Genomic DNA, 20773 nt, shown 5'->3' with positions numbered 1-20773 from the left:
GAACGGGGATTCGCCGCTGAACGGCGACTGCCAGCTCGCCCGAGAACGGTGACGGGGCCTCGCCGTTGAGCGGCGACGGGCGGCTCGCCTGGGAACGGCGACGCGGCCTCGCCGTTGAGTGGCGACTGCCGAGTCGTCTGTGGGCGGCGACGGGGATTGGCAGTTGAGTGGCGAGTGCTGGCCCGCAGTTGAACGGCAACGCGATTCACTGCTGAACAGCGACTGCCGGCTCACCTGGAGTGGCAACGGGGATTGGCGGTTGAGTGGCGAGTGCTGGCTCGTCTGGAGCGGAAGCTGGGATTCGCCGTTGAGTGGCGACTGGTGGTCCGCTGGAAGCGGCAATGGAGATTTGCCGCTGACTGGCGACTGCGGCTGCTTCGCGTATGAGGTGCACAGCGATTCGCGTCTGAACGGTGACTGCTGCTTCGTGGGGGAATGGCCGCCGGGTGGCGACTGCCGCTTCAGCCGTGAACGGCGATGTGATTCGCCAGTAAGCGGCGACTGCCACTTCGCCGGAAGTGCGACCCGGGCGCTGGCCTTTGAATGGCGACTGCCGCTCGGCCGGCGAAGCCGCAACTGGAGTTCGCAGATGAACGGCGACTGCCGGCTCGAAGCGGAACGGCGAGGGCGCTGTCCCTGAGCAGCGACCGCGGTTCGCCCCTGAGCGGCGACCACGGCGGTCGAGGTGCGGTGACCAGGGCGGTGCCGAGGTAGGGCGACCCATCGCCGCCGAACGGCGAAAGCGCCAGCGAGAGGTGGTGCGGAGGCCGGGTGGTCGTGGGTGGATGGCGACGGGCTGTCGGCTCAGGCAACAAGCGGGCTGGGGACCAGCCCGCCACCAGCCGTTGCCGCTCAACGGCGACAACCACAAACACCCAGCTCAGGCCGAAGCCGGACCTCAGTCCTTCCCCGTGCCGCCGTCGGTTTGGACGATGGTGATGAGGACGACGCGGTCGTCGCTGGAGACGGGTTTGCCGCCGTCCTTGTTGGTGGTGCCGGCGACTGCCAGTTGGGGGCTGATCATGCTCATGGCGGCGAGGCGGCCGTACGTCGTGGGGGGTTTGCCCTTGCCGTCGAGGCTGACGCTCGGCTTTCCGGTGACGGCGCCGTCCGGGTTGACCGGCAGGTTCTGCAGGCCGACGGAGGACGCGATGCCGAGGATGCCGTTCTGGTCGGCGAAGTCGGCGCAGCCGCGGACGCCCGGCTTGTCCTGCCAGGTCCACGCGGGCGTCGACAGGGCCTGGCCGGCCTGGACGCGGTACAGCGCGTCGGGACCGGAGGTCTGGTCGGTGACCCACACGCGCTTGCCGTCGGGGGAGGTGCAGAGGCCGCCGGGGGCGTGGAGGCCCGAGGCGTACACGGCGGAGCCCGCGGTCGGGTTGCCGGCGGCCGGGGCGCCCGACGTGTCGATGCGCAGCACCTTGCCCGCCAGCGACTTCGGGTCGGCGGCGGATGCGGGGTTGCCCGCGTCGCCCGTCGCGACGAGGAGGGAGCCGCGGCCGTCGCCGACGAGGGCGCCGCGGTTGCCCGTCGCGCCCTTCGGGATGCCCGTGAGCACCGGCTTCGGCGGCTGGCCCTTCGCGAAGCGCACGACGCGGTTGTCGGTCGCCGTGGTGATGTACGCGAACACCAGCTGGTCCTCGACGTAGCTCGGCGACAGCGCCAGCGAGGTGAGGCCGCCGTCACCCGTGGCGACGACGTCGAGCTGCGCGAACGGCGTTGCGTCTCGGCCGGCGGTGGCGAGGACCACGCGGCCCGATTTCCGTTCACCGGCGAGAGCCGCGGGCGTCGAGCCGTCGCCCGGCAGGCCGGCCGCGGCCGCGACGGTGTCCAAGCACGTGGCGATCACGGCCTTGTCGAAGTCCTTGCACCCCTGCGGCGGCGGGATCGGCGTGGGCGACTGCTGCTGACCACCGCGGCCCACGCCGCCTTGGCCGTCGCCCGACGGGTCGCCCGGGTCCTGGACCTGCGGCGGCGACTCGGGGCTGGGCACCGGGGCGGCGCTGAACGTCTGGCCGGCCGCGGTGTCGTCGAACCGCGCGCAGCCCGACAGCAGGAGTCCGCCCGAGGCGAGGAGGGCCAGCGGCGCCGACCACCGGTACCGGGTACGCATGATGCTCCAGCCTAGGTGCCCCCGCGTGAGCGCGGAGTAAGTGGCTAACGTGGCGATCATGACGCTGACTGTGCTGGTCCCCGACGACGAGGGTGTCGAGGCGCTCTCGGAGCTCCCCAAGGTGCAGGCCGTGCGCTACCAGTGGGGCGACCCCGTGCCGCCCGAAGCCGCGAAGGCGGAGGTCCTCATCCCCGGTCGTCACCCGGCGGGCGACGAGCTGTGGCGCGAACTGCCCAACCTCAAGCTCGTGCAGCTGCTCTCCGCCGGCGCCGAGGACTGGGTCGGCAAGCTCCCCGACGGCGTCCTGCTCTCCACCTGCCGCGGCGCCCACGGCGGCAGCACGGCCGAGTGGGTCGTCGCCGTCCTGCTGTCGATGTACCGGAAGCTGGACGTCTTCGCCGACGCCCACCGCGAACGCCACTGGGAACGCCGCTCCGCCGAGACGCTCCAGGGCCAGCACGCGCTCATCGTCGGCGCCGGAGACCTCGGGCGGCAGCTGCGGCGCCGGCTCGAGCCGTTCGATGTCCGCTGCACGATGGTCGGAATGTCGGCGCGCGACGGGGTCCACGGCGTCGCCGAGCTGCCCGAATTGTTGCCGCACCACGACATCGTGGTGCTGATGGTCCCCCTTACGTCGCGCACGCGGGGCATGGTCGACGCCGAGTTCCTCGCCGCGATGCCCGACGGCGCCGTCCTCGTCAACGCCGCGAGGGGACCAGTCGTGCGCACCGACGCGCTGCTCGCCGAGCTCACCGCCGGCCGCCTGCGCGCCGCGCTCGACGTGACGGACCCCGAGCCGCTGCCGGCCGACCACCCGCTGTGGTACGCGCCGGGCTTGCTGCTCACGCCGCACGTCGGCGGGGCCGTTGCCGGTGTGCGGCGACGCTCGTATGCCGTCGCCGCGGCCGAGATCGCGCGGTACTCGGGCGGCGAGCTGCCCGACAACATCGTGCACGGCGAATACTGACGCGAAGGGGCCCCTGACCTCGGCGCGCTCGCTCGCGGCCGGGGTCGGTATCCCCTACCCTTCGCGCGTGACCAGTCAAGGGGACGACTACCAGACCGGCCTGCTGTCCGGGGTCGAGGACTCGACGAGCAACAACGACGACGAAGTGCGCCAGGGCGGCCTCGGCCTCGGTCTGCTGATCCTGCGCGTCGGGCTGGCCGTGATCGTGGGGGCTCACGGCCTGCAGCACCTGTTCGGCGCGTTCGGCGGACCCGGGATCACGGGATTCGCGCACGTGCTCGAGACTTTCGGCTACCACAAGCAGACGACGCTGCTGTCCTGGATCACCGGCATCGTCGAGGTCGGCGGCAGCGCGCTGCTGCTCGTGGGCCTCTTCACGCCGCTCGCGGCCGCCGGCATCCTGGGCGTCGCCGCGAACGCCGTCTACGCGAAGTTCCACGGCGGCTTCTTCGAGGGCGACGGCCGCGGCTGGGAGTTCGAGCTCCTCATCGGCATCGTCGCCCTCGCCCTGATTTTCACCGGCGCCGGCCGCATCTCCCTGGAGAAGAACACGCCGTGGCGCAAGCGGCCGCTACCCCTCGGCATCGTCTCGCTGCTCCTGGCCGCGGCGGCGTCGGTCGTGGTCATCGTTTTGACGCGCTGACCTGCGGTTCGCCATTCGGCGGCAACAGCAGAAAGGGCCGTTCACCCGCATCGGGTGGACGGCCCTCGCCGGTCGAGAACCACTAGCAGCAACAAACGAAAAGGGCCGCCCACTTCAGGTGGACGGCCCTCCCGCACTCAGAATCGCGAGCGAAGACTCACTTGTTCGGGTCCCGCACCGCACCCGTGTCGGCCGAGGTCGCCATCCGGGCGTACGCGCGCAGCGCCGCCGTGATCGGGCGCTCACGCTCCTTCGGCTGCCACGGCCGCTCCGACGCTTCCATCTTGGACCGGCGCTCCGCCAGGATCTCGGCGTCGACCAGCAGCTCGAGGCGACGTTCGTGGACGTCCAGCACGATGCGGTCGCCGTTCTCCACCAGGCCGATCAGACCGCCCGCCGCCGCCTCCGGGGAGATGTGGCCGACGGAGATGCCCGACGAACCGCCGGAGAAGCGCCCGTCCGTGATCAGCGCGCACTTCTTGCCCAGGCCCGAGCCCTTGAGGAACGCGGTGGGGTGCAGCATCTCCTGCATGCCCGGCCCGCCGGCGGGGCCCTCGTAGCGGATGACCAGCACCTCGCCCGGCTGGATCTCCTTCTTGAGGATCGCCGACACGGCCTCCTCCTGGCTCTCGAGCACCCGCGCCGGGCCCTCGAAGTGCCACAGGTCCTCGTCGATGCCGGCGGCCTTGATCACGGCACCGTTCTCGGCGAGGTTGCCGCGCAGGATCGCGAGGCCGCCGTCCTTCGTGTACGCGTGCTCGACGTCGCGGATGCAGCCGCCGGCGGCGTCGGTGTCGAGCGACGACCAGCGGTTCTCGGTCGAGAACGCCTTGGTCGTGCGCACCCCGCCCGGCGCCGCGTGGAACAGCTCCACCGCCTTCTCCGACGGAGACTCCGCGCGGATGTCCCACTCGTTCAGCCACGAGTCGAGGTCGGGGGAGTGGACCGAGTGGACGCCGGTGTTCAGCAGGCCACCGCGGTACAGCTCGCCCAGGATGGCGGGGATGCCGCCGGCGCGGTGGACGTCTTCCATGTGGTAGTCGGAGTTCGGTGCGACCTTCGACAGGCAGGGCACGCGGCGGCCGATGGCGTCGATGTCGCTGATGGTGAAGTCGACTTCGCCTTCCTGTGCGGCGGCGAGGATGTGCAGCACGGTGTTGGTCGAGCCGCCCATGGCCATGTCGAGCGCCATCGCGTTCTCGAAGGCCTCCCGGGTGGCGATCGAGCGGGGCAGGGCGGAGGCGTCGTCCTCGCCGTACCAGCGCTTGCACAGGTCGATGACCGTGCGCCCGGCGCCGGAGAACAGTTCGCGGCGCGCGGCGTGCGTGGCCAGCGTGGAGCCGTTGCCGGGCAGTGACAGGCCCAGCGCCTCGGTGAGGCAGTTCATGGAGTTCGCGGTGAACATGCCGGAGCACGACCCGCAGGTCGGGCAGGCCGAACGCTCGACCTCGGTCAGCCCGTCCTCGTCGACCTCGCTGCTCGCCGACGCGGCGATCGCGGTGATCAGGTCGGTCGGGGCCTGGGCGACGCCGCCGACGACCACGGCCTTGCCGGCTTCCATCGGTCCGCCGGAGACGAACACGGTGGGGATGTTCAGGCGCATGGCGGCGTTGAGCATGCCGGGTGTGATCTTGTCGCAGTTGGAGATGCAGACGAGGGCGTCGGCCTGGTGCGCGTTGACCATGTATTCCACGGAGTCCGCGATGATCTCGCGTGAGGGCAGCGAGTAGAGCATGCCCGAGTGGCCCATCGCGATGCCGTCGTCGACGGCGATCGTGTGGAACTCGCGCGCGATGCCGCCGGCCTCTTTCACGGCCTCGGCGACGATCTCGCCGAGGTCCTTGAGGTGCACGTGGCCGGGCACGAACTGGGTGTAGGAGTTGGCGATCGCGACGATCGGCTTGCCGAAGTCGCTGTCGGTCATCCCGGTCGCGCGCCAGAGCGAGCGCGCGCCCGCCGCGTTGCGGCCGTGGGTGGTGGTCCGGGAACGGAGGTGCGGCACGGCATTCTCCCAGGTCAGAAGGCTGGTCCAGGCGGAGTCACGAGACTGCTCCGCAAACTGGTCCTACCAATTCTACTCACTGGGCTCGGCTGAGGAACCGCCGGTCTCGGCGGGAGCGGTGCCGGAAGCCTGCTCCGGGGCCTTCTCGGCCGGCTTCGCGGCGGCTTTTTCCGCAGCCGGCTTGAGCTCTTCGTCACTCAGCACACCCGAGGGGTCCTTGATCTTCCCCTCGCTCACAAGCGCGAGCACCGGAAGGTGGCGCGTCCGCACCGTCGGCAACGTGACCTGCGTGTCGTCGCCCAGCACGGCACGCACGCGCGCCCTGCCGGTGATGGCGAGCCCCTTCAGTGCCGACCACGGGAGGTCGCGCTTGCCGAACACCGTCCGCACGGCCAGGCCCTCGCGCGTCGCGACGGTACGCGTGCGCACGACGAAGACGAACAGCGCGATCGGGAAGATGTACAGCCATTGCAGCCCGTTGATCTCCCCGAGTGCGATCGGTGTCACACACACGGTCAGGAGCGCGATCGCCATGTACGCCGTGCTGGGGATCTTGAACACGGCCTTCCGGCCTTCGTCCGCGCGCTGGTCCTGCTCTTTTTCGGCCACCAATGAATGGTGCACCGCGTCTCCGGCGTGCTTGCGCCGGGGTCGCGGGGCCGCCCGCAGAGCAGTACTGGCGGTCCAGCATGCGGAACCGCCGTCTCGCAGAGTTGACACTCGCGCGGACGCCGGTCTAACGTCAGCGCCGTGACAACGCAGACCGGCCTCGTACTTCCTCAGCGCGTCGACGCTTAGGAAGAGTCCGCTGCGTCGACGCGCGACCCTCGTGCGACCTTACGGTCGGCGGGGGTTTTTTGTTGCGTAGAACCGGATTCCGACCGGCTGTACGGCCACAGACAACCCGAACGAGTGACACCGAGAACCCACGAGGCAGAACCGATGACCAGTGCCACGTCGCGCAGCGACGCGAAGCCCGGGCCGACCGCGCCCGGTGTCCCCGGAGCACGTCCGAAGCCGGCGCCGCCGGCGGGAACCCCGGTAAGGGTCACGGGCGCGCAGTCGCTCGTCCGCTCGCTCGAGGCCGTCGGCGCCGAAGTCGTCTTCGGCATTCCCGGGGGCACCATCCTCCCGGCGTACGACCCGCTGCTCGACTCCACCAAGGTCCGTCACGTCCTCGTCCGCCACGAGCAGGGCGCTGGCCACGCCGCCACCGGTTACGCCCAGGCGACCGGCAAGGTCGGCGTCTGCATGGCGACGTCGGGCCCGGGCGCCACGAACCTCGTCACCCCGCTGGCCGACGCCAACATGGACTCCGTGCCGGTCGTCGCCATCACGGGGCAGCAGTCGCGTGCGCTCATCGGCACCGACGCGTTCCAGGAAGCCGACATCTGCGGCATCACCATGCCGATCACCAAGCACAACTTCCTCGTCACCGATCCGGCGGAGATCCCGCGGACCATCGCCGAGGCGTTCCACCTGGCGATCACGGGCCGACCCGGCCCGGTGCTGGTGGACATTCCCAAGGACGTGCTGCAGGAGATGACCTCGTTCTCCTGGCCGCCGGAGATGCGCCTGCCGGGTTACCGCCCGACGCTGCGCCCGCACGGCAAGCAGGTGCGTGAAGCCGCGAAGCTCATCGCGAACGCGCGCCGGCCCGTCCTCTACGTCGGCGGCGGCGTGATCAAGGCCGAGGCGTCGCAGCAGCTGCTGGAGCTGGCCGAGCTGACCGGCATCCCGGTCGCCACCACGCTGATGGCGCGCGGCGCGTTCCCCGACTCGCACCCCCAGCACGTCGGCATGCCCGGCATGCACGGCTCCGTTGCCGCGGTCGCGTCGATGCAGCGGTCCGACCTGCTGATCGCCCTCGGCGCCCGCTTCGACGACCGCGTCACCGGCGCGACGTCGTCGTTCGCGCCCGACGCGAAGGTGATCCACGCCGACATCGACCCGGCCGAGATCTCCAAGAACCGCAAGGCGGACGTGCCGATCGTCGGCGACTGCAACGAGATCATCGGCGAGCTGATCGCCGCCGTGAAGGCCGAGTTCGAGCACGGGCAGCGGCCGGACCTCACCGACTGGTGGACGCAGGTCGACTCGTGGCGCGACACCTACCCGGCCGGCTACGAGTGGCCGGACGACGGTTCGCTGTCGCCGCAGTACGTCATCGAGCGCATCGGCGAGCTCGCCGGTCCCGACGCGGTCTTCACCGCGGGCGTCGGCCAGCACCAGATGTGGGCCGCGCAGTTCGTGAAGTACGAGAAGCCGCGTACGTGGATCAACTCCGGTGGCCTCGGCACCATGGGCTTCGCCGTCCCGGCGGCCATGGGCGCGCAGTTCGGCCTGCCCGACACGCAGGTGTGGGCGATCGACGGCGACGGCTGCTTCCAGATGACCAACCAGGAGCTCGCCACGTGCGCCATCGAGGGTGCGCCGATCAAGGTCGCCGTGATCAACAACGGCAACCTCGGCATGATCCGGCAGTGGCAGAGCCTCTTCTACTCGGAGCGGTACTCCAACAGCGACCTCGGTACCCACAAGCACCGCATCCCCGACTTCACGCTGCTGGCCGAGGCCCTCGGCTGCGCCGGGTTGCGCTGTGAGACCAAGGAGGACGTCGACGCGACGATCCGCCGCGCGATGGAGATCAACGACCGCCCCGTCGTGATCGATTTCGTCGTGGGGAAGGATGCCCAGGTGTGGCCGATGGTGGCCGCGGGCACCGGCAACGACGAAATCATGGCCGTCCGCGGCATCCGGCCGCTGTTCGACGACGACGAGGTTTCGCAGGAAGCCGTCGAGACCCTCGAAGCCGCCGAAGCCGCCGCGGAAGGAGAAGACCGATGACCGTCCACACGTTGAGCGTGCTGGTCGAGAACAAGCCCGGCGTGCTCGCCCGGGTGTCCGGCCTGTTCTCCCGCCGCGGATTCAACATCGAGTCCCTCGCAGTGGGCCCTACGGAAAACCCCGAGGTGTCCCGCATGACGATCGTGGTCGCCGTTGAAGAGCTACCGCTCGAACAGGTGACCAAACAGCTCAACAAGCTGGTCAACGTGATCAAGATCGTTGAGCTGGAACAGTCCAGCGCGGTGCAGCGTGAACTGCTGCTCGTGAAGGTCCGGGCCGACGCGACCGTGCGCAGCCAGGTCCTCGAGACCGTCCAGCTCTTCCGTGCCAAGGTGGTGGACGTGTCCCCGGAGGCGCTCACCGTCGAGGCGACCGGGACATCGGACAAGATCGGCGCACTTTTGCGCATGCTCGAGCCGTACGGCATCCGTGAGCTCGTGCAGTCCGGCATGGTCGCGGTGGGTCGCGGGGCCCGCTCGATCACCGCCACCTCGCCCCGCTGATTCTTGAGAAGTCGATTTTTCAGCAGTAACCCGAAAGGAAGCAGTACCCCCATGGCAGTGGAAATCTTCTACGACGACGACGCGGACCTCTCGATCATCCAGGGTCGCAAGGTCGCCGTGATCGGCTACGGCAGCCAGGGCCACGCCCACTCGCTGAGCCTGCGTGACTCCGGTGTCGACGTCCGCATCGGCCTGCCGGAGGGGTCGAAGTCGCGGGCGAAGGCCGAGGAGCAGGGCCTGCGCGTGCTGAACGTCGCCGAGGCGGCGGCCGAAGCCGACCTGATCATGATCCTCGCGCCGGACACGAAGCAGCGCTTCATCTACTCCGAGGACATCGCGCCGAACCTGAAGGACGGCGACGCGATCTTCTTCGGCCACGGCTTCAACATCCGCTACGACCTGATCAAGCCGCCGGGCAACGTCGACGTCGCCATGGTCGCCCCGAAGGGCCCGGGTCACCTCGTGCGCCGCCAGTTCGTGGACGGCAAGGGCGTGCCCTGCCTGATCGCGGTGGAGCAGGACGCGACCGGTGGCGCCCAGGCGCTGGCCCTGTCGTACGCGGCCGCCATCGGCGGTGGGCGCGCGGGCGTCATCAAGACGACGTTCACCGAGGAGACCGAGACCGACCTCTTCGGCGAGCAGGCCGTGCTCTGCGGTGGCGCGTCGGCGCTGGTGCAGACGGGCTTCGAGGTGCTGACCGAGGCCGGTTACGCCCCGGAGATCGCCTACTTCGAGGTGCTGCACGAGCTCAAGCTGATCGTCGACCTCATGTACGAGGGCGGCATCGCGCGCCAGCGTTACTCGATCTCCGACACGGCCGAGTACGGCGACCTCACCCGCGGCCCGCGCGTGATCTCGCCGGCGGTCAAGGAAGAGATGAAGAAGATCCTGGGCGAGATCCAGGACGGCACCTTCGCGCGCGAGTGGGTCGCCGAGGACGAGGCCGGGCGCCCGAACTTCATCAAGCTCGAGGAGCAGGGCAACCAGCACCCGATCGAGGAGACCGGCAAGAAGCTGCGGGCCCTCATGTCGTGGGTGGACCGGCCGATCACCGAGACCGCCTGATCGTCTTGTGATCTCCAGGAAAGGCCCCCTCGCCCGCAGGTGAGGGGGCCTTTTCGGTGGTTTCGCCGTTCAGCGGCGAGACCTGCCGTGGCGGGTCGATACGCTGGTGGCATGAGTGATCAGCCCGTCGACGACAAGGCGCACATCCGGCACGAGCTGGACCTCACCGACGCCCCTTGGATCAGGGCCGAGCCCGAAGGCGTCACGCTCGAGGACTGCGTGGAGTACGCGTTCGTGCCGCACACCGACGGCGTCACGTACGTCGCGATGCGCCAGTCGTCCAAACCGGACGGCGTGGTGCTCGTGTTCACGCCGTCGGAGTGGGACGCGTTCGTGAAGGGCGTCCGCGACGGCGAGTTCGATCTGCCCGAGGACCTCGAGGCTTAGGCGGTCACGTTGTCGACCAGCTCCTGGAGCCGGCCGGCCGCGGCCGCGAGCGCCGGGTGGTCGCCGTAGTCGCGCGACTCGACGATCTCCCCGTCGCGCACGCGCATCGCGAAGATGTTGTTGACGCGGAACGGCGTTGCGCCGAGTTGCCCCTCGTAGGCGAATTCGCCGATCAGCACCTCGGGGTCGGTGCCCTGGTAGGTGACGAGGTCGGTGGCCTGCATGCGGATGCCGATCTCGCCGGCCAGTGCGAAGTGCGTGCGCAGGTCTTCGCGGGACTTCAGTGCGGGCGCGCCCGGCAGGAACGGGTGGCGGACGTCGGTGACGTCGGCGTAGAGGTCGGGCAGCTCGGACCAGCGCTGGTCGGAAACGCCAAAGCAGAGCCGCTGGAACACGCCCAGCGGGCTCTTGCGGTCGGCGAGCCGCGCGGGCCGCGGCTGGACCGGGCCGGGTTCGTGGGGCGGGACCTGGGCGTACGCGTCGATGAGTCCGGCCGCCGCGCCCTGGACGGCGGCCATGCGCAGGTAGTCGTGGTAGTCGCGGCTGTGGACGATCAGCCCGTCGCGCACGCGCAACACCTGGATGTTCTCGGTCTCGGTCTTTTCGCCGCTGAGTGACGATTCCACCGTGTACCGGTACTCGGCGACGATCACCTCGGGATCCGTCGTCTCGTGGACGACGACGTCGCTCGCCGACAGCCGCAGCGTCGCCCCTAGTCCGCCCACGAACCGCTCGTGCACCGCTTCCCGCCCCTCGATGCGGCCGGGGACGGGGATCGCGGTGGGGTGCTCGACGACGGTGTTCTCCGCGTAGAGCCGGGAAAGCTCGTCGAACCGGCCGGCGGTGATGCCCTCGGAGAGCCGTTCGAAGACTTGTCGGGGTGTGGTCATGGGTGTCCTCCCAGTGGATGAAACGGAGTCCGTAGTCCGTCTCGTGTCGTCGACGATACGGACTACGGACTCCGCTTGTCTACCGGGCTTTCGCCAGCAGGTCGCGCGCGGCGGGGCTGTCGCACGCGTCGGCCCAGCCTTCGGGCGTGGAGCTCCAGAGGCCGTCGCGCGCGTCGAGGTCGGCGCCGGCCTCGACGAGGACCTCGATGACGTCGAGCCGGTTGTTCTGCGCCGCGAGGTGCAGGGCGGTGATGCCGACGCCGTGCCTCGGCCCGCCGAATGTCCCGACGCGGTTCACGTCCGCGCCCAGCTCCAGCAATGTCCGTACGGAGGCGACTTTGCCCTGCGCCGCGGCCCAGGTGAGGGCGGTGCCTCGGTAGACGTCGGCGTCCAGGTCGGCGCCGCGCTCGGCGAGGGTGCGCAGGGCTTCGGTGCGGTCGTTGCGCGCGGCCCAGCTGACGGCCTCGTCGAGGATCTCGCGGGGATCGTCGCCGGGGCGCCACGACGGGAAACCACTGTGGGGCCGGTAGAACTCACGGTGCGCACCCGCCGCCGGCGCGAGTGTCCCGTTCGGACGGACGAGCTCGTCCAGCAGCTCGGCGTCCCCGATACCCGCTGCGACGCGGAGGTTGCGAGGGGACCGCTCGCGCGTCGCCAGTTTTTCGGCCACGGCCTGGTTTCCCCAGAACAGCGCGACGACGAGAGGAGTCCCGCCGTCGCCGCGCGCCGACACGTCGAGGGGTGCGCCGGCGTCGAGCAGCAGGTCGGCGAGCAGCGGCAGATTGCTGTAAGCGGCCTGGTGCAACGGGGTCCAGCCGTGGGCGTTGCCCCGTGCGGGATCGGCGTCGCGTTCGAGCAGGACGCGCGAGAGCCGTTCGTCGCAGGTGGCGCCGGCCATGCCGAGGAGGTCGTTGCCGTTGGTGCCGCGCGCGTGGACGAGCTCGGGGAACTCGTCGACCACCGCCGCCAGCCCGTCGACGTCCCTCGCCTCCAGGAGGCGAAACGCCCTTGCGAACGGCTCACCACTGTCCGCCAACGCCGCGACGTGCTCACGCAACCCACGCCACGACCCGAACCCGTGCTCCTTGGCGACGACCGTCCGCGCGCCCTCGCGCGTCAACGGCTGCCGGTGACGCTCGAACGCCTCGCGCGCCCCGGCCGTCCCGTCCTCGGCGGACGCGAGCAGCCCGAGGGCGCGCTCGCTGTAGTACTCGGTGTCGGCGTGGTAGGCGTGCTGCAGATTCGGCCCGCCTTCGGTGACGCGCCGGACATACGCCTGCAACTTCGGCCAACTCGGAAACCCGTGCCCGCGCGCGACACGGAACTGCGCCTCGGACAACTTGATCGACTCCGCGCGCGCCAGCTCTTTCGCGCGTTTGCGCAGCTGGGCGAGATCGGGTTTTGCGGGCAACGTGGCCATGGGGGAGTCCTTCCTTCCCTCGGTTCGCCCGTGGTCCGCCGGCACCGGGCAGGGAAGAAGGCGCACACACCGCACTTCGACTTCGGGGGTGGGCTCGGCCCTTTCCGCGGACAGGACGCGGCCCTCACCGCGCTCCGCCACTGTACCGCCCGCTCACCCCGCTTTCGCCCCTCAACGGCGACGCCGCCGGCCGCCGGGTGTGGACGTGGTGGGTGCTGGGGTGGGGAAGGGATGAAGGTCCCCGTCATGCATTGGTGGGTCACAGTGGGTGTCGAGCTGCGGATGAAGGTCCCCCTTCATCGGCAATTGGGCGAGGACCGCGCCGCGGAAGGAACGAAGGTCCCGTTTACCCACTGCTGGGTCACTGTGGGTGCCGAGCTGTGGATAAAGGTCCCCTTCATCGGCAGTTGGGCGAGGACCGCGCCCCGGAAGGGGTGAAGGTCCCCTTCACCCCTTCCGGGGTCACCGTAGGTGCCGAGCCGTGGATGAAGGGGACCTCATCTGCAGTAGGCCAGAACCGCGCCGCGGAAGGAGTGACGATCCCCTTCACCTACCGCTGGGTCACTGTGGGTGCCGAGCCGCGGGCGAAGGTCCCCTGCATTGGCGGTCGCGCCAGGAGCGCGCCGCCGAAGGTGTGAAGGTCAACTTCACGCCTTCGGCGACCACTCGTGGGTGAGGAGCAGTCGGTGAAGGGGCCCTTCACCCATTGCTGCGGAGGCGGTGCGGCCGTTAAGTGACGAAGGGACCCTTCATCCCGCGCTCGACTGCAGTCGGTGTTCGGGGCGGCATGAAGGTCCCCTTCATCCGGGGCGAGAACGAGTGAGGGGGACCTTCATGCGCCAGGTGCGCCGGATCGCCGCGCGCGAAGCGATGCAGGTCCCCTTCACCCGGCCGGGAAGGCCTGGAGGGGACCTTCACGCACCGGCGCACCAGACCGCAGTGGCCACGAAGGGATGAAGGGACCCTTCACCCCTAGCCCACCCCACAGTCCCCCGAACGAATGAACCTCCCCATCACCCACCCGACCACCACGACGTAATAAATCCCTTTCACCCCAATCGCCCCAACCTCACCACTCCATCCCATCTCACCAGGTGGAACGCACAAAACCCCACCCACCGCACCCCGACCGCCACCACCCCGGCACCGTTTTCCTTGCCGCAAACCCAATCCCCACCCCCGCGGCCCGTCGAGACCCCGACCCCGCTGACCGGCCCCGCGACGGAGTTTTCGGCGGATTACGAGCGAGTTAACAACGCGGGCAGCACCGGGGCCCCCAACCGGGCTAAACTCCCGCCCATCCGGGCACAACGGCGTGCGCCGTAGGAGAGCGTCCTCGATTTCGTGACCAGATAGTGGGAGCCGCATCGTGACCAAGCCCAGCAAACCCGTCGTCCTCATCGCGGAGAAGCTCGCGCCTTCCGTGCTGAGTGTGTTCGGTGACGAGGTAGAGGTCCGGCATGTGGACGGTACGGACCGTCCCGCGCTGTTCGAGGCGGTGAAGAGTGCCGACGCGCTCCTGGTGCGATCCGCCACGAAGGTCGACGCCGAGGTGCTCGGCCACACCACGCAGCTGAAGGTCGTCGCCCGCGCCGGTGTCGGGCTGGACAACGTCGAGGTGCCCGCCGCCACGGAGCGTGGCGTGCTGGTGGTCAACGCCCCGACGTCGAACATCGTCTCCGCGGCCGAGCACGCCGTGGCGCTGCTGCTGGCCGTCGCCCGCCGGGTGCCGGCCGCCGACCAGAGCCTGCGGGGCGGCGAGTGGAAGCGCAGCTCGTTCTCGGGCGTCGAGCTCAACGGCAAGACCATCGGTGTCGTCGGCCTCGGCAAGATCGGGCAGCTGTTCAGCCAGCGTCTCGCCGCGTTCGGCACGAAGCTGATCGCGTACGACCCCTACGTCTCGGCCGCCCGCGCCGCGCAGCTCGGCATCGAGCTCGTGCCGCTCGACGAGCTGCTGGCGCGCGCCGACGCGATCTCCATCCACCTGCCGAAGACGCCGGAGACCAAGGGCCTCATCGACGCCGAGGCGCTCAAGAAGACCAAGCCGGGCGTGATCATCGTCAACGCCGCGCGCGGTGGCCTGATCGTCGAGGAGGCGCTGGCCGACGCGATCCGCAGCGGCCACGTCGGCGGCGCTGGCATCGACGTGTTCGTCACCGAGCCCACCACCGCCAGCCCGCTGTTCGAGCTGCCCAACGTGGTCGTCACCCCGCACCTGGGCGCGTCCACTTCCGAGGCGCAGGACCGCGCGGGCACCGACGTCGCCCGTTCCGTGCTGCTGGCGCTGCGCGGCGACTTCGTGCCGGACGCGGTGAACGTCTCGGGCGGCGGCGCCGTCGGCGAGCACGTGCGGCCGTACCTGTCGCTCACGCAGAAGCTGGGCACGGTGCTCACGGCGCTGAGCCCGAAGGCGCCGACGTCGGTGACCGTCGAGGTCAAGGGCGAGCTGTCCAGTGAGGACACGTCGGTGCTGCAGCTCGCGGCGCTGCGCGGGGTGTTCGCCGGTGTCGTCGACGACCAGGTCACGTTCGTCAACGCGCCGCGGCTCGCGGAGGAGCTGGGCGTGCAGGTGGATCTCGTCACCGAGAGCGAGAGCCCGAAGTTCCGCAGCCTCGTCACGGTGCGTGCGGTCCACGCGGACGGCGCCGTGCTCACCGTCTCCGGTTCGGTGACGGGCAAGGACGAGGTCGAGAAGATCGTCGAGGTCAACGGCCGTCACTTCGACCTGCGCGCCGAGGGCAACGTGCTGCTGCTCGAGTACCCGGACCGCCCGGGCGTGATGGGCCGCGTCGGCACGCTGCTCGGCGAGGCCGGCATCAACATCGAGGCCGCGCAGATCAGCCAGACCACCGACGGGTCCGACGCCGTGATGCTGCTGCGCGTCGACCGCCACGTGGACAGCAACGTTCTCGAGCCGATCGGCGCCACCGTGGGTGCGCACACGATCCGCGCGGTGGACTTCAACTAGTCCCGCCTGTTTTTCGAAAGCCCCTTTCCCCGTCCGAGTGGCGGGGGAAGGGGCTTTCCTTTGTGGAGTCCACCCAGACGGGCAACATTCGTATAACGGAGCATTTTCGCCACGAAAGTAGGTGTATCGGGCAGCTAGGTTCTGTGCCGCGAGGCAGAACCACGCGCCGTGAGAGCACGGTGCGGCGCCGGTGCTCACCTGTCGGGGGTGGTTGATCGGGGAGCGCCAGGCAGGTTCGCGATCCAGGCCTCGAGTAAAGGGGTTGGGTACTCATGAGCAGATCCCGGTTGCCCGGGTGGGCTGCGCGTTCCACGGCTGCCGTCTCCGCGGTGGTCTTGGCCGCGGCCGTCTCCGCCGCGTCGGGCGCGTCCGCGCAGGGTGCGCCGCTTGCCGACCCGGTCGCGCCGGCCAAGGTCGCCGCCGCGGGGTTGCAGGGCAAGATCTCGCCGCGGCTGGACGCCGCGCGGGGCAAGATCACCGCGTTCGTGGAGCTGGCGAAGAAGCCGGCCGTCGACGCGTTCAACGCCGAGCAGGGCAAGGGCACCGGCAAGGAGAAGGCCAAGCAGGCCGCGCGCGCCGCGAAGGCGGACGTCGCCGCCGCGGTGGACTCCGTCGTCGGGCAGCTCAAGAAGGCCGACGCGGGCACGAAGCTGGTCACGCAGACGTCGAACGCCGTTGCGGGCGCCGTGGTGACGGCCGACGCGGCGAAGATCCGTGAGCTCGCGAAGCGTCCCGACGTCGTTTCGGTGCGCACGGTCGTGCCGAAGACGAAGAACAACGCCAGCGCCGAGCAGCTCACCAACACCCTCGCCAGCTGGCAGCAGACCGGCAAGTTCGGTGACGGCATCCGCGTCGGCGTCATCGACGACGGCATCGACTACACCCACGCCGACTTCGGCGGCCCGGGCACGCCGGCTGCCTACCAGGGCGTGGACCGGACCAAGCCGTCGCCGCTGTTCCCGAGCGCCAAGGTCGTGGGTGGTACGGACCTCGCCGGCGACGACTACGACGCCGAGGGCAAGACCGGCTCGCCGACGCCGAAGCCGGACCCCAACCCCATCGCGTGCGGCGAACACGGCACGCACGTGGCCGGCACCATCGCGGGCTTCGGCGTGAACGCCGACGGCACCACGTTCACCGGCAACTACAAGAAGCTGAACAAGAAGCAGCTCGACGCCATGCGCATCGGCCCGGGCACCGCGCCCAAGGCCCTGCTGTACGCGATCAAGGTGTTCGGCTGCACCGGCTCCACGAACATCACGTCGCAGGCGCTCGACTGGGCGCTCGACCCCGACGGCGACGGTGACTTCACCGACCACCTCGACATCGTCAACCTGTCGCTGGGCAGCGACTTCGGCGCGCCGGACGACCCCGACTCGCTGTTCGTGCGCAAGCTCGCCCAGAACGGCGTCCTGCCGGTCCTCGCGGCCGGCAACGGCGGCGACCTCAACGACGTCGCGGGCTCGCCGGGCAACACGCCCGAGGCCCTCACCGTCGCCAGCAGCCGCGACGCCGGCGAGCTGAAGGACGCGCTCGACGTCACGGCCCCGACTCCGGGGCAGCAGCCGGGCCAGTACAGCCAGGACTACACCGGCTACGACACGCTCGACCTCACCGCGCCCGTCGTGCCGATCTCCGCAGCCAACAACGCGGGCTGCGCCGCCTTCTCCGCCGAGGACAAGGCCAAGGTCGCGGGCAAGATCGCGTGGCTGGAGTGGGACGACAACGACGCCACCCGCGCCTGTGGTTCCGCCGCGCGCGCCAACAACGCGCAGGCCGCCGGGGCCAAGGGCGTGCTGCTTTCGTCCACTTTGGAGCACCCGGCCGCCGGCATCGCGGGCAACGCGGGTGTGCCGATGTTCCAGCTCACCGGCAAGGCCACCACGGCGTTGCGCTCGGGCTTGACCGCGGGCACGCTCTCGGTTCGCTTCTTCGGCGCCGGCCGGGCCAGCCTGCAGACCACGGACAAGACCATTGTGGACACCCCGAGCTCGTTCACCTCGCGTGGTGGCCGTGGTCCGTCGGTGAAGCCGGACGTCACGGCGCCCGGTGACACGATCACGTCGGCGTTCCGCGGCAGCGGCAACGGCCGGCTCTCCATCTCGGGCACGTCGATGGCCACCCCGCACACCGCGGGCATCACCGCGCTGGTCCGCCAGGCGCACCCCGACTGGAACGTCGAGGAGGTCAAGGCCGACGTCGTGGGCTCGGCCGCGCACGACATCACCGACGGCGCCGGCCACACCTACGCGCCGCAGCGCGTCGGGACCGGTCGCATCGACGCCAAGGCCGCGCTGGACAACCAGGTCCTCGCCTACGTGCAGGACGACCCGGGCGCTGTGAGCGTCACGTTCGGCACCGTCGAGGCGGCGGGACCGGTCACGCTCAAGAAGACGATCAAGGTCGTCAACAAGGGCACCGCGCCGGTGGAGTACGCGGTGGCGTACGAGGCCGTGAACTCGCTGCCCGGCGTGCAGTACACAGTGGACAAGAGCTCGGTGAAGCTCAACCCGCGCGGGGTCGCGACGGTGAAGGTGACGCTGAAGATCACCGACCCGAAGGCGCTGCGCAAGGTCATGGACCCGACCATGGAGGCCACGCAGGCCGGGCTCGCCCGCCAGTTCGTGGCCGACGCTTCGGGCCGCGTCGCGTTCACCCCGAAGAACGGCGCCACGGTGCCGCTGCGGGTGGCCGTGTACTCGGCGCCGAAACCGGTCTCGGCCATCACGACGCCGGCCGGCGTGCGCTTCGGCGGCAGCCAGACCCAGGCCGTGCTGAACCTGAATGGCAAGGGCATCGACCAGGGCACCGGCGCGCAGCGCTACCGCTCGCTGGTCAGCGTGCTGGAACTGCAGGCGGAGTCGGCGCAGCTGCCTGAGTGCGGCGAGGGCGTCTCGTCCGACTGCACGCTCAACGGCACCGCGAAGGGCGGCGACCTGCGCTACATCGGCGCGGCGTCGACGGCCCCGCTCGCCAAGGCGCAGGGCGAACCGGAGAACGCCATGCTCGCGTTCGGCCTCACCACCTGGGGCGACTTCGCGAACCTGGGCAGCAACACGATCCCGTTCGTCGACTTCGACACGACCGGCGACGGCACGCCGGACTTCGAGACCTTCGTGACGAAGGCGACGGGGACCGACGTGCTCCTGGCGGCCACGGTGTCGCTGACGCAGCCGGGCAACCCGACCGTGGACCTGCAGGCCGTCAACGGTCAGCTCGGCGACGTGGACACCAACGTGTTCGACACCAACGTGATCGTGCTGCCGGTCAGCATCGCCGCGCTGGGCATCGACCCGAACGAGGCGTCGCACCGGATCAGCTACACCGTCGGCACGGCGGGCTACTACGTCGCGCCGGGCAGCACCGACGGGCTGATCGACTTCGTCGGCACGCCGATCTCGTTCGACGCGCTGGCGCCGGCGTTCTCCGTGCAGGGTGGCGGTGACGCGGCCCTCGGCTACGTCGCCAAGCCCGGCACGCAGCTGGTCGTCAACCGCAACGCGGCGGCCGTCGCCGGCGACAAGCCGAAGGGCCTGCTGGCGATCGAGCACCACAACGCGGCCGGCTCGCGCGCGGATGTCGTGCGGATCGAGTCGGCGGTGACGCGGCCGTGAGGTGAGGCCCCGTCACCCGGCCAGACGGGGTGACGGGGTCCTCCGATCGGGGAAGGCGTGTCTCGCCGGCCAAGTTCCCCGAATAGCGGTGATAGGGGGCTTTCCGGGTCGTTGTGACCCGGGAGGCCCCCTTTGTCTTTCACCCGTTCAGGTGTCTCACCCTGCGGGAGGATGCGGCATAAGGGTGGTGCGGCTACGGCGTCTTGTCTACGGCCGGTAACCTTCCGCTGCTGGCGTTTTCTTGCGGATGGGCCATCGGTGCGTTCGGTGGCCTGGTCTACGGAGGTGTGTGGATGCGGCTCGCGGTGATCCCAGGTGACGGGATCGGGCCCGAGGTGGTCTCCGAGGCGCTCAAGGTGCTCGGTGAAGTAGCACCGACGGCGGAGATCACGAACTACGACCTCGGTGCCGCGAGGTGGCACTCGACGGGGGAGCTGCTCCCCGAGTCGGTGCTCGGCGAGCTGCGTCAGCACGACGCGATCCTGCTCGGCGCGGTCGGCGACCCGACGGTGCCCAGCGGCATCCTCGAGCGCGGCCTGCTGCTGCGCCTGCGCTTCGAGCTCGACCACCACGTGAACCTGCGCCCGGCGCGCTTGTACCCGGGCGTGCGCGGCCCGCTGGCCGACGCCGGTGAGGTGGACATGGTCGTCGTGCGCGAAGGCACCGAAGGGCCGTACACCAACAACGGTGGCCTGCTGCGCAAGGACACCGAGCACGAGGTCGCCACGGAGGTCAGCGTCAACACGGCGTTCGGCGTCCGCCGCGTCGTCGCCGACGCGTTCAACCGCGCCGAAGAGCGGCCGCGCAAGCACCTCACGCTGGTGCACAAGACCAACGTGCTCGAGTACGCCGGGTCGCTGTGGTCGCGGATCGTCGAGGAGGTCTCGCTGGAGCACCCCGACGTCACGGTCGCGTACTCCCACGTCGACGCCGCCACGATCCACCTGGTCACGGACCCGTCGCGCTTCGACGTGATCGTCACCGACAACCTCTTCGGCGACATCATCACCGACCTGGCGGCCGCCGTCACCGGCGGCATCGGTCTCGCGGCCAGCGGCAACCTCGACATCACGCGCCGCAACCCGAGCATGTTCGAGCCGGTCCACGGCAGCGCGCCCGACATCGCCGGCCAGGGTCTCGCCGACCCCACCGCCGCCGTGCTGTCGGTGTCGCTGCTGCTCGACCACCTGGGCCACAAGGAGGCCGCGCGCCGCATCGAGGCGTCCGTCGCCTTCGACCTGGCCACGCGCGACCAGGCGTCGCCCGGCACCACCCAGGCGATCGGCGACCGGCTGGCCGCGCTCGTCTCGTCGAACGTGCGCTCCGTCAGCTGACGTTCTCGTAAGGAACCCCC

At 70.1% G+C, this 20773-nt stretch carries 14 protein-coding genes; 9 read left to right on the top strand and 5 right to left on the bottom strand.

Annotated features, from left to right (window positions below):
- Nucleotides 1-898: 898 nt before the first annotated feature.
- Nucleotides 899-2113 (bottom strand): PQQ-dependent sugar dehydrogenase, encoded by a 1215-nt coding sequence (locus tag ACFY1H_RS20920; protein WP_386948523.1) that lies wholly within the window; start codon nt 2111-2113, stop codon nt 899-901.
- 58 nt (nt 2114-2171) lie between these two features.
- On the opposite strand from ACFY1H_RS20920, the gene ACFY1H_RS20915 reads away from it, so the two are divergent.
- Both ACFY1H_RS20915 and ACFY1H_RS20910 read left to right on the top strand, forming a co-directional pair.
- A complete protein-coding gene (locus tag ACFY1H_RS20915) occupies nt 2172-3080 on the top strand; it encodes a 2-hydroxyacid dehydrogenase (protein WP_386948520.1) in 909 nt (302 codons plus the stop codon).
- 67 nt (nt 3081-3147) lie between these two features.
- Nucleotides 3148-3723 carry a DoxX family protein gene (locus ACFY1H_RS20910; RefSeq protein ID WP_366579317.1) on the top strand — a complete coding sequence of 192 codons (576 nt, stop codon included), beginning with the start codon at nt 3148-3150 and terminating at the stop codon, nt 3721-3723.
- Between the two features lie 157 nt (nt 3724-3880).
- Here ACFY1H_RS20910 and ilvD read toward each other — a convergent pair whose 3' ends face one another.
- Together ilvD and ACFY1H_RS20900 are read right to left on the bottom strand one after the other, a co-directional pair.
- Complete coding sequence (ilvD, locus tag ACFY1H_RS20905; RefSeq protein ID WP_386948517.1) at nt 3881-5725, bottom strand: dihydroxy-acid dehydratase; 1845 nt, start codon at nt 5723-5725, stop codon at nt 3881-3883.
- Between the two features lie 72 nt (nt 5726-5797).
- The gene (locus ACFY1H_RS20900; protein ID WP_386948514.1) at nt 5798-6334 is read right to left on the bottom strand and encodes a PH domain-containing protein; all 537 of its coding nucleotides are present in this window, start codon (nt 6332-6334) and stop codon (nt 5798-5800) included.
- Between the two features lie 333 nt (nt 6335-6667).
- Between ACFY1H_RS20900 and ACFY1H_RS20895 the strand changes: the two genes are divergently transcribed.
- The 4 genes from ACFY1H_RS20895 to ACFY1H_RS20880 all read left to right on the top strand — a co-directional run bounded on the left by ACFY1H_RS20895 (nt 6668) and on the right by ACFY1H_RS20880 (nt 10527).
- Nucleotides 6668-8572 (top strand): acetolactate synthase large subunit, encoded by a 1905-nt coding sequence (locus ACFY1H_RS20895; RefSeq protein WP_366579323.1) that lies wholly within the window; start codon nt 6668-6670, stop codon nt 8570-8572.
- On the top strand, nt 8569-9075 hold the full coding sequence (gene ilvN / locus ACFY1H_RS20890) for an acetolactate synthase small subunit (RefSeq protein ID WP_220237608.1): 507 nt from the start codon (nt 8569-8571) through the stop codon (nt 9073-9075). The genes ACFY1H_RS20895 and ilvN overlap by 4 nt, the downstream gene beginning before the upstream one ends.
- A gap of 51 nt (nt 9076-9126) precedes the next feature.
- The gene (ilvC, locus tag ACFY1H_RS20885; RefSeq protein WP_386948510.1) at nt 9127-10140 is read left to right on the top strand and encodes a ketol-acid reductoisomerase; all 1014 of its coding nucleotides are present in this window, start codon (nt 9127-9129) and stop codon (nt 10138-10140) included.
- A 111-nt stretch (nt 10141-10251) separates the two neighbouring features.
- Nucleotides 10252-10527: a DUF397 domain-containing protein gene (locus ACFY1H_RS20880; protein ID WP_220237610.1), complete on the top strand. Its 276-nt coding sequence runs from the start codon at nt 10252-10254 to the stop codon at nt 10525-10527.
- On the opposite strand, the gene ACFY1H_RS20875 is transcribed toward ACFY1H_RS20880, so the two are convergent.
- On the bottom strand, nt 10524-11417 hold the full coding sequence (locus ACFY1H_RS20875) for a nuclear transport factor 2 family protein (RefSeq protein WP_366579326.1): 894 nt from the start codon (nt 11415-11417) through the stop codon (nt 10524-10526). The genes ACFY1H_RS20880 and ACFY1H_RS20875 overlap by 4 nt on opposite strands.
- Nucleotides 11418-11496: 79 nt before the next feature.
- The gene (locus tag ACFY1H_RS20870) at nt 11497-12837 is read right to left on the bottom strand and encodes an ankyrin repeat domain-containing protein (RefSeq protein WP_386948505.1); all 1341 of its coding nucleotides are present in this window, start codon (nt 12835-12837) and stop codon (nt 11497-11499) included.
- A 1369-nt stretch (nt 12838-14206) separates the two neighbouring features.
- Here ACFY1H_RS20870 and serA point away from each other — a divergent pair.
- The 3 genes from serA to ACFY1H_RS20855 all read left to right on the top strand — a co-directional run bounded on the left by serA (nt 14207) and on the right by ACFY1H_RS20855 (nt 20753).
- The gene (gene serA / locus ACFY1H_RS20865) at nt 14207-15805 is read left to right on the top strand and encodes a phosphoglycerate dehydrogenase (protein WP_366579330.1); all 1599 of its coding nucleotides are present in this window, start codon (nt 14207-14209) and stop codon (nt 15803-15805) included.
- 272 nt (nt 15806-16077) lie between these two features.
- Nucleotides 16078-19419 (top strand): S8 family serine peptidase, encoded by a 3342-nt coding sequence (locus tag ACFY1H_RS20860; RefSeq protein ID WP_386948501.1) that lies wholly within the window; start codon nt 16078-16080, stop codon nt 19417-19419.
- Nucleotides 19420-19712: 293 nt separating this feature from the next.
- Nucleotides 19713-20753 (top strand): 3-isopropylmalate dehydrogenase, encoded by a 1041-nt coding sequence (locus ACFY1H_RS20855; protein WP_366579334.1) that lies wholly within the window; start codon nt 19713-19715, stop codon nt 20751-20753.
- The last annotated feature ends 20 nt before the right edge of the window (nt 20754-20773 follow it).

Source organism: Amycolatopsis sp. NPDC001319 (assembly GCF_042896185.1).
Taxonomy (GTDB): Bacteria; Actinomycetota; Actinomycetes; order Mycobacteriales; family Pseudonocardiaceae; genus Amycolatopsis.
Note: the sequence above shows the minus strand (reverse complement) of the source record. Positions and strands in the feature narration are given on the sequence as shown.

Excerpts from the sequence above, each read along its gene's own strand:
- ACFY1H_RS20920 (WP_386948523.1), bottom strand. The coding sequence starts at position 2,113 with ATGCGTACCCGGTACCGGTGGTCGGCGCCGCTGGCCCTCCTCGCCTCG.
- ACFY1H_RS20915 (WP_386948520.1), top strand. The coding sequence starts at position 2,172 with ATGACGCTGACTGTGCTGGTCCCCGACGACGAGGGTGTCGAGGCGCTC.
- ACFY1H_RS20895 (WP_366579323.1), top strand. The coding sequence starts at position 6,668 with ATGACCAGTGCCACGTCGCGCAGCGACGCGAAGCCCGGGCCGACCGCG.
- ilvN (WP_220237608.1), top strand. The coding sequence starts at position 8,569 with ATGACCGTCCACACGTTGAGCGTGCTGGTCGAGAACAAGCCCGGCGTG.
- ilvC (WP_386948510.1), top strand. The coding sequence starts at position 9,127 with ATGGCAGTGGAAATCTTCTACGACGACGACGCGGACCTCTCGATCATC.
- ACFY1H_RS20880 (WP_220237610.1), top strand. The coding sequence starts at position 10,252 with ATGAGTGATCAGCCCGTCGACGACAAGGCGCACATCCGGCACGAGCTG.
- ACFY1H_RS20875 (WP_366579326.1), bottom strand. The coding sequence starts at position 11,417 with ATGACCACACCCCGACAAGTCTTCGAACGGCTCTCCGAGGGCATCACC.
- ACFY1H_RS20870 (WP_386948505.1), bottom strand. The coding sequence starts at position 12,837 with ATGGCCACGTTGCCCGCAAAACCCGATCTCGCCCAGCTGCGCAAACGC.
- ACFY1H_RS20860 (WP_386948501.1), top strand. The coding sequence starts at position 16,078 with ATGAGCAGATCCCGGTTGCCCGGGTGGGCTGCGCGTTCCACGGCTGCC.
- ACFY1H_RS20855 (WP_366579334.1), top strand. The coding sequence starts at position 19,713 with ATGCGGCTCGCGGTGATCCCAGGTGACGGGATCGGGCCCGAGGTGGTC.